Raw genomic sequence first — 13,773 nt, forward strand, 5'->3', positions numbered from 1 at the left:
CACGCGCTGATCCATCTGGGCGGCGCTCCGTCCCCTCGCGTCTCGCCTGCTTGTGGATTTGTGCCGGGACTACAAGGGATTTCCCGAATTTTCCTCACAAATGAAGAGCCGCACAGCTCCCCCCTCCCCGCCAACTGCCTGAACTCACAGGCTTTCTCACATTTTCAGGAGGAAAATGTAGGCAATGAGCAACCACCATCCCCTGCTGTACGAGAACAAGGGCGGTGGTTGCATCTTTGCCCCCTCACAACCACCCCATAACTTTTCCGTCCTGGAGAATTCCCATGATCAACGGCGTCAAGTCCTCCGGTGGTTTCTCGGCTGCCTCCTTCCGTCCTGTCGGCAATGAGGCTCGGACGCCCGCGATCGGTCAGCAGGGCCAGGGTGGTCTCCAGGATATCCAGAGCGCGCTCCAGCAGATCAGCGAGAACCCCATCGTCAAGGCGCTGCTCGGTGAGAGCGGCTTCGACGGCGTGAAGGGCAAGGGCGGCCAGAAGGGCATCGGCAAGGCCGAGAAGTCCGAGAAGGCCGAGAAGAGCGGCAAGGCTCCCGAGTCGGCCGAGGAGGCCATCAAGCAGCTGGTGGACGGCCTGAAGAAGTTCGTCGAGACGCTCGAGAAGATGCTCGGCAAGAAGAACGAGACCCAGGCTGGCGCCGAGGGTGCCAAGGCTACGGGTGGCGCCGAGGGCGCCGGTGGCGCCGAGGGCGCGCAGCAGGCCGGTGGTGCCGAGGGTGCCGGTGGCGCCGAGGGCGCGCAGCAGGCCGGTGGCGCCGAGGGTGCGCAGCAGGCCGGTGGCGCCGAGGGTGCTCAGGAGGCCGGCGCCGCCGAGGGCGCTCAGGAGGCCAAGGATCCCCTCTCGCAGATCCTCGAGACCCTGAACAAGATCATCGAGCAGCTCCAGCAGCTCCTGACCTCGCTCGGCGGGCAGCAGCAGCAGCAGCCTGGCAACACGGGCATCGTTCCCCCGACCACCCGGGAGCAGGCGGACACCACGGCCGCCGTCTGAGCCTCGTCCCCACGCTGAAGCAACACGGCCCGCCAACCTCCAGGTTGGTGGGCCGTCGTGCTTCTGGAGCCTGCCGCGCGTTCAGCGGACCTCCATCTCCTGGAAAATGACTCCGTCCAGCTGCAGTCGCTGGACGGTCTCCACGAAGCGCTCAGTGGCGATGATGAGCAACGCCCACTCGGCGAGCCGAAACACGTCCAAGGCGCCGGGCAGCGACTCGATGGCGAGGATCGGGTGTTCCGGAAGCTTCAAGAAGTCGTTGCCGCAGGTCGGGCATGGAGGCTTGGGGGCCGCGGGTTTGCAGTCGGGGTGGAGTTGGCCATGGTGCTGGAGCTGTACCTCCAGCAGCTCGGGCGGGCGTTTGACGCGGAAGCGCACATTGATGGGACAGCCCTGGAGCCCACGAATGCCCGCTTCCTGCAGTCGCGCCAGCGCCTCGCGGCGAGCATGGAGCGCCCATGGGTATTGCATGAAGAGCTGACCGAAATGGCCCGAGCCCGAGCCTGCCAGCGGGCCGAAAGTCGCCCCCGGCTCAAGGACGGCATCTGGGGGTGCCAATGGGCGCACGAGCTCGCGCAGCCGAGCGAATTCTTCGCGCGGTACAGGCCAGGGGTCTGACAATTTCTTCAATTCCTGGGGCGGTAGACCTGACAGATCCACGCATGGGTGATCGAGGCCGATCAGGCCCCCCCCCGTGCGGCACGTCGGGCAGGGCTCTACACCGGGCAACCCCCATGGGTGGTCGGCATTCAGCTTCCCTGTGTAATGGGGCGAGGGGTCTTGCTGAAGGCCATAGAACTTCATGCGACCATGTCTCCTACCCAGGGTTCAGGGAGCGAGCAGTTGTGGGCCCGGTGGCGGAACCGGGGAGGAGTAGGAGCGGATGGGCCCTGCGATGTCGTAGCGGAGGGCCAGCTCAAAGGCTTTTCTCAGCAACTCCTCGCGTGGCACGAAGCCGAAGCCGTTGGCTTTGGCGTACTGCCGCCATGCCTCGTTCCACATGCCGCCTCGTGCCCCCCTGTGGATGCGGAGGTGGACATGCTCAGGGACGAGCATCGTCCACGCGTGGATGTTGATGCCATTGGCTTTGAACCATCGGGCGAGTATGGCCTCCTGTGGAAACAGGTGGTGCTTGATCAGCCTTCCTTCGAGCAGTGGAAAGGCGGGGAGAAAGCCGTCGCGGTAACGGAAGTGGACCGTCATCCGGGGCCGGGCGTCCTCGCGTAGACCGGCTCGCCTCCAGTTGCGATGGGGTCCAGGGGCCCGAAAGGGCGGGCGGAAACCACGTGCCAGTTCCACGTGACTGTCGAGAGATGCGTCCGCGACCGCCTCCGGATCCACATCCTCGCAACCGAAGATGCCGCATTCCCCGTCAACACACGCGAACACGACACAGTGATCGGCGCTGGGTTCCTCACATGTGGCGGGGTCAGCTCGCTGAGCAGCCTCCCACGCGCCCAAAGCGGGCGATGGAGCGGCGCATGCGGACAACAGCAGCGTCACGAAGGACAGTGGCACGAGAGCGCCTGGGAGGATGGGCTTGGCCATGATGCTTCAACTGGGTTGGTGGGCCGTCGTGCTTCTGGAGCCAGCCGCGCGCTCAGCTCCGGATGTAGCTGCGCTTGATGAGCTCCAGCTCCTCGGAGAGCTTCTTCATCTCCTCGCTCTCCTCGACGACCAGGCCCGTCGACCGGAGGATCGCCCCGAGCTGCATCTTGAAGACGTCCACGAGCATCGCGGACGCCCCGGCGGCCTCCGGCGGCAGCTGCCGGCCCAGGTCCGCCAGCGACTCCTTCAGGGCCTTGGTCACCCGCTTCACCTCCACCTCGAGCTGCTCGCGGGTGAGCTGGCCCGCCTGCACGGCGCGGTTCAGCTCCTGGAGCGTGGTGAGCAGGGTGTTCAGGTCCTGTGCCATGGGTCGATGCCTGGGAGAGAGAGTGCCTACCCCCTGAAGGCTACCGCGTTTCGGGCGCTCAGCGGTTGCGCAGCGGGTCCACCTCCACCTTCAGCACATAGCGCGCCTGCATGTCCGACTCGAACTCCACCAGGTGGTCCCCCACCCCGGTGAGCTCCGCCTCGCGGCTGAACTCTCCCAGCTTCTCCGCCGAGTCCAGCGCCGCGCGCCCGCTCACCGACTGGCGGATGCGCGCCCGGCACCCCTCCTCGTGGAACGTCACCACCGTCTCCTCGCCCGCCGCCACCACCTCCTCGAGGAAGAAGCGCACGCGCACCGTGGAGGCCTCCTTCAGCTGGACGATGAACTGCCCTCTGCCCGGCAGCCGCCCCTCCGCGTAGCTCTCCAGCCCCAGGATGCAGCCTGCCACCCGGCTGCACACCGGCCACTCCGCGTCGCACACGTCCTTCGCGCGTCCGCCGATGAAGTCCGAGCGCCCACTCCCGCATCCCGCACCGAGCGCCAGCGCCAACGCTGACAGGACGATCACTTGGGTGCTTCTCGCGAACACTGTTACAAACCCAACCATCTTCTGACCCCCACACCGAGGAGTAAACGATGCGCCTGCGTCACTTGTGGTTCCCCATCATCCTCCTGACCCTGGCTGGATGTGGAGAGGATGATGAGGTGAAGCTGGAGAAGGGCCCCTTCCTCTTCCTGGATCGCCAGTCCATGGGCTTCGACCAGGAGTTCGGCAGCGGCACGTACGTGGGTGCCTCCACATTCAACGCGCTCTACATCGAGAACCGCGGGGACGAGCCGCTGGAGATCACCGCGATCACCAAGAGCGCCCCGGCGGAGTTCATCCTGCAGGTGCCCTCGGAGTTCACCGAGGGCCAGAAGCTCACCCTCCAGAGCCGCGCGCACACCTCCATCCAGGTGCAGTTCAAGCCCAGCCGGGTGCAGACGTACGACGGCAAGTTCACCATCCAGTCCAACGCCAGGAACGCGCCCCAGCAGGACATCCTGCTGTCCGGCAAGGGCGTGGCGCCTCCCAACCCGTAGGCCGCACGGCCCCGGAAGAGAGGGCGGGCCCCTCCCGACCCGCCCTCTCCCCGGTCACGGCTGAAGGGTGAAGCGGCAGCCCGGCGTCCAGGCCGTGCCGCCATCGGCCAGCGTGCCGCCATCCGGCTGCGGCGCGGGGCACATGCGAGTCCCACCGTCCACCGCGTAGCTCTGCGGGTAGTCCGTGTGGGCGGCGCGGACCGTGTAGTTCACGCGCTCGTAGGAGTCGCGCTCGGCGGCGGTGACGTCCACGCGCACGGTGCCGCCCTTGATGAAGCGCGGCTCCAGGCAGGAGCAGGCGTAGGGCAGCACGGTGAAGGTGGTGGCGCCCCCGGACACCTGCCGCGAGTAGAGCGGCTGCAGCCCGCTGAGGCCTCCGCTGGGCGAGTGCCACGCGCGCAGCGAGTCCGGCCGGTAGGCCAGCGTCAGCGGCGCGCCCCGGCTGCCCGTGCTCACCGGCGTGCAGCCGCCGCCATCCAGCCGGTTCCCATCACAGAAGGTGAGGTCCAACGCCAGCCCGTGCGGCAGGCCGCCATCCGGCAGGTTCTGCACCGTCCACTGCAGCTCCCAGGTGCGATCCAGGGGCTCGCCGCGGTTGGGCAGGTTGAGGGTGACGCTGTCCACGTCGGACGGGATGGCGTCATAGTCCATGGGCCCGCGCACGCCTCGGCCCCTGACGCGATCATCGGCCTGCAGGCGGCCGAAGCCGTAGTTGAGCTGGCCGCTCAGCACGACGGCCGAGGCGGGCGGCGCCGGGAAGGTGCTGCTCGAGGAGTCATCCGCGAGCTGCACCGGGCTGCCCGGCTGGGAGTCCGGGTCATCCTCCCAGCTCACCACCAGCGAGTAGTCCCGGTCGTCCGCCCAGTTGGTGCCGTCGTCCTGGACGAGGAAGTAGTAGCGCACCGTCGTGCCGTGGGGCGGCACGGGGATGGCGCCCTCGAAGTTGCGCAGGTTGGGGAAGCGCTGGGGCTCCTCCTCGCGCGCGGAGTAGAGGCACAGCGGCTCGGGCTGGGAGTTGTTGCAGTACGCGTCCACCAGCGGCTGCGCGGTGGGCACCTCCGAGTAGCCCTTGGGGCAGGCCGTCACGTCCGTCCTACAGGCCACGCGCCGGTCCGGCGGCGTCGCGCCCTTGGTCACCTGCTGGAAGACGCGCACCTGGCGGTCCACCAGGCCGGGCAGCGGCGGGAAGCGAGCGCCCCGGGTGCCCTGCCGCAGCTCGAAGTGCAGCAGCGAGGGCTGTCCGTAGTTGGGCACGTCCACGGCGTACCAGTCCGCATCCGGCACGTAGCCCAGCCGGCCATCGAGCGAGAGGACGCCGGGCGGCGCGGTGCCGAACATCTGCACGTGCGCGTTGGCCAGTGAGTCGTTGTCCCCGTTCTGATCCTTCGGGTCCTCCTCGTCCATCACCCGCACCTCGAGGGTGTAGCGCAGGCGCAGGTCCCCCTCGACGGGGGTATTGGTGTTCGCGGGCTTGTAGCCGAGGATCTCCACCTTCCAGGTGCCCGAGTCCTTCACCTTGCGCGCGGTGGCCAGATCCGTGGCGATGCTGGAGTTGGCCACCTGCCCCTCCACCTCGCGCGTGCCGTTCGGGCGCACCAGCCGGTAGGAGAGCCGGTAGGGCGGGGGCGGCCGGAGCTCCTCCGCGAACAGCCGCAGGTACGCCACCTTGCCCGCGGGCACGGTGAAGCTGAACAGGTCCACGTCATCCGTGGTGGCCAGGTAGCCGCTGCCGTTGGCCACCTGGATGCCGCCCTGCGGCTGCAGCGTCAGCGCCGTGGGCTGGGTGTCGTTGGGCTCGTTGACGTCCGGGTTGTCCACCACCTCCACCTTCAAGAAGTAGGGCGAGCGCGCGTCGAACTGGGGCCGGTTGGGGATGGTGGGCTTGTCCTCCAGCAGCAGCAGCAGCCGCGCGTTGGGCTCGGTGAAGGGGAGGATGATCTCCACCGGCTTGGGCGCGGCCTGGGCGTGGGCATCCACCTCGAGCGCCAGCGACTGCTGGTTGCCATCGGCCCGCAGCAGGTTCACCGAGAGGTTCACCGCCGTGCTCGTGGCCAGGTAGCCCGCGGAGATGCGCAGCAGCGTGCGCGCGTTGGTGGTGGCGGGCATCTGCACGCTGTACCAGTCCTTGTCGTTGGGCTCGGAGATGTAGCGCTCGATCTGCTGGCCGAACACCAGCTGGCAGTCGGGCTGCGAGAGCGCCTCCTCGGGGGTGTTGCACAGGTCCGCTGGGAGCTCGGAGCCCCCATCCGGATCGGTGGGGCCGTCGTCACCGGGACAGGCGGCGAGGAGCAGCAGGGACGCGAGCGGCAGCAGGCGGGCGAGTCTGGACATGGTGAGGAGCTCGAGTGCCCCGGACAGGCCGGGGCCATGAGGGTTCCAGCTTCCGGAGAGCCTCAGGGCGTCTGAGGCTGGTCCGGGCGGCCAGGACAGGTGGAGAGGAAGTCCTCCGGGTTCACGCGGATGAGCCCGTCCACGGGGGACTTGATGCCGCCCACGGGGTAGCGCGCGGCGTCGTAGCGGAAGAAGCGGGTGATGGTACGAGCCGTCGGATCGTCCGCGGGGATCATCGCCACCGAGAGCCAGAGCGAGTTGTACCCCGCCCCGCGCACCACGGGCACGCCGCCGTCCGGCAGCGGAATCACGCCCGCGTCCACGCCGCCGTCGGCGAACTCGAGCCGCGTCGGCGCCAGCAGCACGTTGTCCACGCGGAAGTCGTAGCACTGGCGCCCGTTCTCGTCCGGCGGCCCGATGGCCTCCATGGAGTAGCGGTAGCCGTCCACGGACAGGTGCGCGGTGTCCACGTCCACCGGGTTGGTGTGCAGGCGCAGCTCGGCGCGGCTGGACAGCCCGTCGTTGTCCGGATCCTGCTCCAAATCATTGCTGGAGCCCTGGGTGCCGCCGCGCCACTCCACGCCGTCCGGCACGCCGTCCCGGTCGCTGTCCACCAGGTTGGCGTTGGTGCCGATGAACTGCTCGTCGCAGTCCAAGAGCCCGTCGCAGTCGTTGTCCACGGAGCGCAGCGGCGGCGGGCAGCCCGGATCCAGGCCTCCGCCGTCCGGCAGCTGCACCTGCGTGGGGTTGAAGTCCACGCCCTGGCGGCTGAAGCGCACCTCCACGCCGTCGCTGAAGCCGTCTCCGTCCGTGTCCACCAGGTTGGGGTTGGTCCCCTCCTCCGCCTCCTCCTCATCCGTCAGGCTGTCGCCGTCCGTGTCCGCCGCGTCCTCCGGGCTCCCCATGGGCGCGTTGAAGTTGGAGGCGATCAGCTCCTTGACGATGAAGGCGCGGCGCACCTGGCCGAAGTTGAAGTCCAGGAAGTTGATGGGCTCGTTGTTGCGGAAGTCGCGGAAGTTGCCGCCGCCCCGCTGCGCCATCTGCTCCAGGCGGTCCGCGTCCTGGTTGATGATGAGCAGCGGGCAGCCGCCGTCTCCCGACAAGTCACACACCGAGCTGACCGGCTGCGCCGGGTTGAACACGTGCACCGTGTTGACGCGCACGTCCTCCACCAGGTCCCTCAGCTGGCGGATGCGCACCACCGCGTCGCCCTGGAGCAGCTCGTCGTCCTGGTTGTTGGTGGGGTGGCCGTCCGACAGGAAGATGACGTTGTAGCGCGCCTGCGCCAGCGCCTGCGCCCCGCCCGGCTCCGCGCGGCTCCGGGCGATGTCCGCGTTGATGAGCGAGTAGATGTCCGCCAGCGGCTTGACGAAGTCCGTCGAGTCCCGGTTGGGCGAGGTGTCGGGGTTGATGAAGTTGAGCAGCGTGCGCGTCATCAGCTGCTTCTGGGTGTCCGTGAGGCTGGACACCTGCGCGAAGCCGTCCATCCCGTTGGCGTCCTTGGTGAGGAACGCCGTGGTGCTGCCCGCGAAGAGCACCACCGCGACGAAGACCTCCGGGTCCGTGGGCAGGTTGTCCAGCAGCTCGATGAGCGCGAGCGCCCGCTGGCCGTCCGGATCCGTCACCTTCATGGACTGGCTGGCGTCCATGGCGACGACGATCTTGATGGGGCGCAGCACCTCGTTGGTGCCCAGCGTGCAGAAGCTCCCCTGGAAGGAGACGGCACGGTCCACCGGGACCTGCTGATCGCGCCGCTCGTCATAGAGATAGGCATCCGAGCAGGCGGCGACGATCGCCACCACCGACACCACCAACGCCGCTACGAGGCCGGCCCTGCGATTCACGGCGTTGCCCCCGGCGCGTCACCCACGCAGCGCTGCAGGTACTCGTTCATCTCGTTGAGGTCCGCGGGCCGGCGGAAGTTGCCGTCCTCCAGCGTCAGGTCCGGCCCCAGCGGCACGCGCAGGCCCGGCGGAGCGTACTGCGCCCATGCGCACGCGGTGCGCCACACGCCATAGTCGGTGGCCACGCCGCTCTCGGGCGCCTCGGCGAACCACAGCTTGAACAGGTTGTAGCCTTGCTGCACGCCCGAGCGGTTGGGCGGCGTCACCATCTGCAGGTTGGACACGCTGAAGTCATAGCAGGTGCTGCCGTTGTCCCGCTTCTCGGCCACCGTCACCGAGTACTGGTAGCCATACCGCTCGTGGAAGTCCTTGTCCCTGCGTGTGGGGTCGCTGCCCGCGCGCAGCTCCTCGTCGTCGCGCAGCCCGTCGCCGTCCGTGTCGATGCCCGACGCGTTCGGCTCGCGCGGATCCAGCCCGTAGCGGGCCTCGAGCGCGTCCGGCACGCCGTCACCGTCGCTGTCGACGATGCCCGCGCGCGTCTGCAGGTAGCTCTCGGCGAACTGGGACAGGCCGTCGCCGTCCGTGTCGCGGCACACGCAGCCCTGCGACAGCGGCGAGGCGGGATCGCACCCGCGCGCGTCCAGGTCATTGGAGGGCTCGAAGCCCTGGTCCTTGCGGCGCGCCTCGAAGCCGTCGTCCAGGCAGTCCCCGTCGCTGTCCATGTCGTAGGCGCCCGTCTTCAGCTCGAAGGAGTTGTCCACCGAGTCCGGCATCCCGTCGCCGTCGGTGTCCACCTCGCGGCCGGTCGCCCCCGGCACGGAGCTGAGCGCCTGCACCGTCAGCGTCTTGATGACGTTGCGCGAGGCGAAGGACGAGTAGTCCAGCGCGCCCAGGCCCATGTTGTTGATCTCGGCCGTGTCGTTGAACTCCTGGTACACGCCGTTGCCTATCTCCGCGAAGCGCTGCAGCAGCCACGAGGCGATCTGCTTGGCCGCCTGCGGGTACTCGCCGGGCGGGACGCCGGGATAGGTGCCGTACAGGTCCTGGCAGATGGGGCCGCAGCGGCGCACCGCCTCCTGGTTGAAGAGCAGCACGGAGTGCATGCGGATGTCGCCCACGTTGTGCTGCTCCTTCAGCTCCATCAGCCGGCGCACGTAGCTGAAGAGCTGGTAGTTCTGGTTGCGGTCCGTGCCGGGCTCGAAGCCCTCGATGTTGTCGGGCGAGTCGGGATCCAGCAGGTTGCAGAACTCCACCGCGCTGGAGGAGTCCGCCCACGTCAGGTCCGGGTTGCTCGGGTCCGCGTAGGTGGTGAGGTTGTCGTTGGCCGAGCAGCGCGGGTACGGGGTGCCGTCGGTGAGGAACACCACCACGTAGCGGGTGCGCGGCAGCACCTCGGGGTTGCTCGCGGACAGCGCGGTGATGTCGCTGGCGATCAGGCTGTACGCGTAGGAGATGGCGCCCTGGTAGTCGGTGCCCTTGCCCAGCTGGCTCTGCAGGCCACCGATATAGGTGTCCAGCGAGCTGTCCGGCCGGGCGAAGCGGTTGCCGGTGGCGGCCGGAGGCCACACGTTCTTCACGTTGGTCTCGAAGGGCACCACGGACATCTGCACGTTGGGCTGCTGGCGGAACTGGGCCACCAGCCTGCGCAGCGCGCGCACGCGCGCCGGCTCGGTGACGCCGGGGGGCACCACCACCGCCACCTGCTGGCAGAAGCCGGAGCCCTCCTGCGAGCCGGGCGGATCCGACACGCACATGCTGCCGGACTGGTCGATGACGAGCACCACCTTCACCGGGAACCCCGCGGGGTTCGCCGGGGCGGTGCACACCCGCCCCTTGAGGGTGAGCCGATCATCCTGGAGCGTCTGCTCCACGGAGAGCGGCTCCACCAGGGAGTCGGTACAGGCCGCCAGTGAAGCGGCCAGGAGGCCCGCTGCCATCAGCATCCGGGGGTTCAGGTGCATGGAAACGAGCCTCCTGCGAAGCATGTAAGGGGTGAGACTCTACTGCGCGCGACGACGGCGGAGCAGCAGGCTGAGGAGCGCGGCACCCAGCGCCACGCCGCCCGCCGGGCCCGGCAGCGCGGAGCAGTTGCTGGCGTTCTCGCCCACCGCCAGCTTGAGGCTGGAGACGGACTCACGCTGCTCCGGGTACGCACGGTCCGCGAAGGCCAGCTTCGCCTGCACCTGCAGCTCGTAGTCGCCATCCGCGTCCGCGGTGAAGCTGGGGACGTTGCCGTCCACATACGCGTACTCCCAGTGACGGCTGTTCGTCACGGCGCCCTTGGGGTTCTCCACCACGGCCTTGGAGCCAGAGGGGCGCTTCGTCACCGTCCAAGTGTACTCGATGGCGGCGCCGTTGCGGTTGGCGAACAGCGGCGGGCGCACCTGCTGGCCCTTCTTCAGGCTCAGCGAGCCACCACCCGACACGGTGAAGGGGCTCTTCGGATCCAGGCAGTCGCTGGGGTTGTTCTGGTCCACCACCACGCAGTACTTCGCGTCGCACGAGTCGCCCACGCCGTCACCGTCGTCGTCCACCTGGTCGCGGTTGGCCACGGCCGGGCAGTTGTCCAGCGGCTTGCCGCTCGGGTCCACGTTCAGCACGCCGTCATCGTCGATGTCCGGATCGCACACGTCGCCCAGGTTGTCGCCGTCCTTGTCCGCCTGGTTCGGGTTGGCCTGCTCCGGGCAGTTGTCGCCGTTGTCGGAGACGTTGTCGCCGTCCTTGTCCACGCGGCACTGGGCGGCGTTGGTGGGCATGGACTGATCCGGGTTGGAGATGCGCGGGCAGTTGTCCTCGCCGTCCGGGCGCCCGTCGTTGTCATCGTCCGAGTCGCACACGTCACCCTGGGCATCGTTGTCCAGGTTGCTCTGGTCCTTGTTGGGCACCAGGGGGCAGTTGTCCACCGTGTTGGGCACGGTGTCGTTGTCCGCGTCGGCGTCGCAGTCATTGCCCTGGCCGTCGCCGTCGGCGTCCTGCTGCTGGTAGTTGGCGATGCCCGAGCAGTTGTCGCAGACGTCGCCCACGCCGTCGCCGTCGCTCTCCGTCTGCTCGCGGTTGGAGGCAAACGGGCAGTTGTCGCGGTCATCCGCCTTGCCGTCGCCGTCCGCGTCGTCCGTGTACGACAGCGTCACGCCGTCATCCGTGTACGCCACCCACACCGAGCAGCCACAACCGCAACCGCAGCCACCGCCCTCCTCCTTGGGCCGGCCGCAGCTGCTGCCGAGGCACTCCGGGTTGACGCCATCCTGGGACTGCGCCTGGGCAGGCACCGAGGAGAGGAAGAAGAGGGCCCCGAGGGCCACGACTTGGGGGAGACGGGCACGTGTCATGACAACTCCTTTCGCGGCTGGTGCACTAGCAAGACCCGATCCGCTCACTGGCCGACGCTTGCTGTCAGGAAATTCAGGGATTTGCACAGAAGGGCCCCGGGAGGGGCTGCTGGGTGTGGGGGGCAGCCCCCAGTCGGATCGAGGGGTCCACCCCCCACTCGAGGAGGGGCTCAGGTGCCGAGGATGAAGAGGTCCGGGTTGAAGCTGCGCGGGCCCGCGGGGTTCTTCCCGCTGGTGTCGAAGTAGCGCAGCTTGTCGTCCACGTAGAGCGAGCCGACGCCCGCGCCGCGCGGATCATTGTCCCGGCCCACCTGCAGGTAGAAGTAGATGTCGTTCTGGCCGGCGGGGATCGTCACCCCTGGGAAGAGCGGGTGGGGGCGATCCAGCGTCTGGACGACGGAGATGTTCTCCGCGCGCACCTTGTAGCAGGCCCGCCCATCCGGCGTGGGCGTGGACAGCTCGAGCGAGTAGCCGTAGCCGCGCTCGGCCTGGAAGGCCAGGTCGGCGCTGAGCGGATCACCCCGGACGATGGCCTCGTCGATGTTGGGCACGCCGTCGCGGTCGGTGTCGAGGAGATCCTCGGGGACGAGCGGGTTGGTGCGCCCCAGGGCCTCCACCATGTCGGGCAGGCCGTCGGCGTCGGTGTCGCCCATGCAGGGGTCGGTGCCGAGCACGCGCTCCTCGCAGGTGTTGAGCCGGTCGCCGTCGTCATCCAGCGAGACGTTGCAGCCGTTGATGACGTTGAGGGCCAGGGGATCCAGGCCCATGCGCAGCTCGATGCCGTCCATGAGGCCGTCGCCGTCGGTGTCCGCCTGGCGGGGGTCCAGGCTCAGGTCCGCCTCGTCCCTGTCGGCCAGGCCATCCCCGTCGCTGTCGGCGAGCAGCTCGCCGTCGCGCACCTGGACGTTGCGGTTGAAGGCGAGGAAGCGCTTGAGGACGAGCGACGTCTGGAGCGAGGAGTAGTTGAGGTTGGAGAGGGCATCGCGCAGGCCCTCGGGGTCGGTCTCGATGGCCTCGGTGCCGCCGGCGTTGGCGATGGCGGCCACCTGGTTCCGGGTGTTGGTGTCCGGCACGGAGCGCACGTAGATGGGCTGGACGACGACTTCACCCGCGCCGAACTGCTGGACCAGGTTCTTGAGCTCGCCGGTGACGGCCGTCAGCTCGCACTCGCTGCACGCCTGGGAGCCGGAGACGGGGGTGAGGGCGGAGCAGCGCGCGTCGATGCCCACATTGAAGGCGGGGTTGTCGCAGCTGAGGTCGGCGTTGGTGACGACGAGGACGACCATGTAACGGGTGCGGCCGACGGCGCCGCGGCAGGACGTCTGCATGTCGCCGGAGAGGATGCTCTTGGAGAGGCGCAGGGCGGAGCGGATGCTCATGGGCCCCGTCTCCTGATAGCTGGCGTAGCGGGCCAGGGCGGACTGGAAGGTGGAGGCGTCCGCGAAGCTGCCCTGCAGGCCGGTGGCCACGGTGTGGTAGGCCACGAGGGAGAACGAGATGAAGGGGCCGGAGAAGCGGCTGCTGAGGGTGCCGAGCGCGTCGGTGGAGTAGCCCACCAGCTCGGAGGGAACGCCCTGCCCGCCGGCGAGGGCGAAGACGACCTTCACGGGGAAGGCATCTCCGCCGGCCAGGGGGATGCATACCTCGCCCGTGTAGTCCGCGCGGTCCTTGCCGCTGGGCCCGCGGCCATCGAGCGCATAGAGGCCCGCGTCGGTGCAGGAGAGCAGCAGCAGGGGGACCAGGATCCAGATCAGCTTCGAGGAGGAGCGCATCAGCCCCCCATTGTAGAGCGCAGGGGCCGGGAGGGTTTCAAGCGATCCGACCGGAAGTGCAGCCGGATCCGCCCCGGGGTCTCGCCTTGGAGGAATCTTCCACCGGGCGCGGTCCATCCCCTGCCGGTTAATGTGCGTCGCCCATGGAGACCTCTCATCCCCAGCCTCTGATGATCCTCGTCGCCGGCCCCTACCGCTCGGGTACGAACGACGAGCCCGCGAAGATGGCGGCCAACGTCACCGCGATGACGGAGGTGGCGCTGCGGCTGTACCGCGCCGGGCACCTGCCGGTGGTGGGAGAGTGGTTCGCCCTGCCCCTGGTCGAGGCGGCGGGCTCCACGAAGGTCGGCGACGCGGTCTTCAACGAGCTCTTCCACCCCATCGCGCACCGCATCCTGGAGCGCTGTGATGCCTGCCTGCGAATGGGCGGAGCCTCGCAAGGAGCGGACGAGATGGTGCGGACGGCCCAGGCCCAGGGCAAGCAGGTGTTCTACCGGCTGGAGGACGTGCCGGGTTGCGGCTGAGCCCTGG

12 protein-coding genes are annotated in these 13,773 nt (G+C 68.6%); 3 read left to right on the forward strand and 9 right to left on the reverse strand.

What is annotated here, in order from left to right; all coding sequences use genetic code 11:
- Window positions 1-284: 284 nt before the first annotated feature.
- Entirely contained in the window at window positions 285-1,007 is a 723-nt protein-coding gene (locus tag KY572_RS08735; RefSeq protein ID WP_224242064.1) for a hypothetical protein, read from the forward strand.
- 81 nt (window positions 1,008-1,088) lie between these two features.
- Here KY572_RS08735 and sitI6 read toward each other — a convergent pair whose 3' ends face one another.
- Genes sitI6 through KY572_RS08755 form a run of 4 tightly spaced genes read right to left on the reverse strand, consistent with a single transcriptional unit; the run spans window position 1,089 to window position 3,451 of the window.
- Window positions 1,089-1,811, reverse strand: coding sequence for a SitI6 family double-CXXCG motif immunity protein (gene sitI6, locus KY572_RS08740; protein ID WP_224242065.1), 723 nt, complete (start codon window positions 1,809-1,811; stop codon window positions 1,089-1,091).
- Window positions 1,812-1,835: 24 nt separating this feature from the next.
- Entirely contained in the window at window positions 1,836-2,555 is a 720-nt protein-coding gene (gene sitA6 / locus KY572_RS08745; RefSeq protein ID WP_224242066.1) for a SitA6 family polymorphic toxin lipoprotein, read from the reverse strand.
- A gap of 52 nt (window positions 2,556-2,607) precedes the next feature.
- Window positions 2,608-2,922, reverse strand: a complete 315-nt coding sequence (locus tag KY572_RS08750; RefSeq protein WP_224242067.1) for a hypothetical protein — start codon at window positions 2,920-2,922, stop codon at window positions 2,608-2,610.
- 58 nt (window positions 2,923-2,980) lie between these two features.
- Window positions 2,981-3,451, reverse strand: a complete 471-nt coding sequence (locus KY572_RS08755; RefSeq protein WP_224242068.1) for a hypothetical protein — start codon at window positions 3,449-3,451, stop codon at window positions 2,981-2,983.
- A gap of 68 nt (window positions 3,452-3,519) precedes the next feature.
- Here KY572_RS08755 and KY572_RS08760 point away from each other — a divergent pair, with 68 nt between their 5' ends.
- Complete coding sequence (locus KY572_RS08760) at window positions 3,520-3,966, forward strand: Ig-like domain-containing protein (RefSeq protein WP_224242069.1); 447 nt, start codon at window positions 3,520-3,522, stop codon at window positions 3,964-3,966.
- 54 nt (window positions 3,967-4,020) lie between these two features.
- Here the strand turns inward: KY572_RS08760 and KY572_RS08765 are convergent, their stop codons facing one another.
- The 5 genes from KY572_RS08765 to KY572_RS08785 form a co-directional block, all read right to left on the reverse strand.
- On the reverse strand, window positions 4,021-6,297 hold the full coding sequence (locus KY572_RS08765) for a cell-cell cohesion protein MtsF (protein ID WP_224242070.1): 2,277 nt from the start codon (window positions 6,295-6,297) through the stop codon (window positions 4,021-4,023).
- A 62-nt stretch (window positions 6,298-6,359) separates the two neighbouring features.
- Complete coding sequence (locus KY572_RS08770; protein WP_224242071.1) at window positions 6,360-8,141, reverse strand: vWA domain-containing protein; 1,782 nt, start codon at window positions 8,139-8,141, stop codon at window positions 6,360-6,362.
- Window positions 8,138-10,102: a cell-cell cohesion protein MtsD gene (mtsD, locus tag KY572_RS08775; protein WP_224242072.1), complete on the reverse strand. Its 1,965-nt coding sequence runs from the start codon at window positions 10,100-10,102 to the stop codon at window positions 8,138-8,140. The genes KY572_RS08770 and mtsD overlap by 4 nt, the downstream gene beginning before the upstream one ends.
- Before the next feature lie 39 nt (window positions 10,103-10,141).
- A complete protein-coding gene (gene mtsC, locus KY572_RS08780) occupies window positions 10,142-11,470 on the reverse strand; it encodes a cell-cell cohesion MYXO-CTERM protein MtsC (RefSeq protein WP_224242073.1) in 1,329 nt (442 codons plus the stop codon).
- A gap of 170 nt (window positions 11,471-11,640) precedes the next feature.
- A complete protein-coding gene (locus KY572_RS08785) occupies window positions 11,641-13,242 on the reverse strand; it encodes a calcium-binding protein (protein ID WP_224242074.1) in 1,602 nt (533 codons plus the stop codon).
- Between the two features lie 143 nt (window positions 13,243-13,385).
- Here KY572_RS08785 and KY572_RS08790 point away from each other — a divergent pair, with 143 nt between their 5' ends.
- Window positions 13,386-13,766: a DUF4406 domain-containing protein gene (locus KY572_RS08790; protein WP_224242075.1), complete on the forward strand. Its 381-nt coding sequence runs from the start codon at window positions 13,386-13,388 to the stop codon at window positions 13,764-13,766.
- Window positions 13,767-13,773 lie beyond the last annotated feature (7 nt).

Origin of the sequence: Hyalangium gracile (genome assembly GCF_020103725.1) — a bacterium.
GTDB lineage: Bacteria > Myxococcota > Myxococcia > Myxococcales > Myxococcaceae > Hyalangium > Hyalangium gracile.

What these genes read in the sequence shown, in the direction of transcription:
- KY572_RS08760 (WP_224242069.1), top strand. Translation starts at nt 3,520, where the DNA reads ATGCGCCTGCGTCACTTGTGGTTCCCCATCATCCTCCTGACCCTGGCT.
- sitA6 (WP_224242066.1), bottom strand. Translation starts at nt 2,555, where the DNA reads ATGGCCAAGCCCATCCTCCCAGGCGCTCTCGTGCCACTGTCCTTCGTG.
- KY572_RS08765 (WP_224242070.1), bottom strand. Translation starts at nt 6,297, where the DNA reads ATGTCCAGACTCGCCCGCCTGCTGCCGCTCGCGTCCCTGCTGCTCCTC.
- mtsC (WP_224242073.1), bottom strand. Translation starts at nt 11,470, where the DNA reads ATGACACGTGCCCGTCTCCCCCAAGTCGTGGCCCTCGGGGCCCTCTTC.
- KY572_RS08735 (WP_224242064.1), top strand. Translation starts at nt 285, where the DNA reads ATGATCAACGGCGTCAAGTCCTCCGGTGGTTTCTCGGCTGCCTCCTTC.
- KY572_RS08785 (WP_224242074.1), bottom strand. Translation starts at nt 13,242, where the DNA reads ATGCGCTCCTCCTCGAAGCTGATCTGGATCCTGGTCCCCCTGCTGCTG.
- KY572_RS08790 (WP_224242075.1), top strand. Translation starts at nt 13,386, where the DNA reads ATGGAGACCTCTCATCCCCAGCCTCTGATGATCCTCGTCGCCGGCCCC.
- sitI6 (WP_224242065.1), bottom strand. Translation starts at nt 1,811, where the DNA reads ATGAAGTTCTATGGCCTTCAGCAAGACCCCTCGCCCCATTACACAGGG.
- mtsD (WP_224242072.1), bottom strand. Translation starts at nt 10,102, where the DNA reads ATGCACCTGAACCCCCGGATGCTGATGGCAGCGGGCCTCCTGGCCGCT.
- KY572_RS08750 (WP_224242067.1), bottom strand. Translation starts at nt 2,922, where the DNA reads ATGGCACAGGACCTGAACACCCTGCTCACCACGCTCCAGGAGCTGAAC.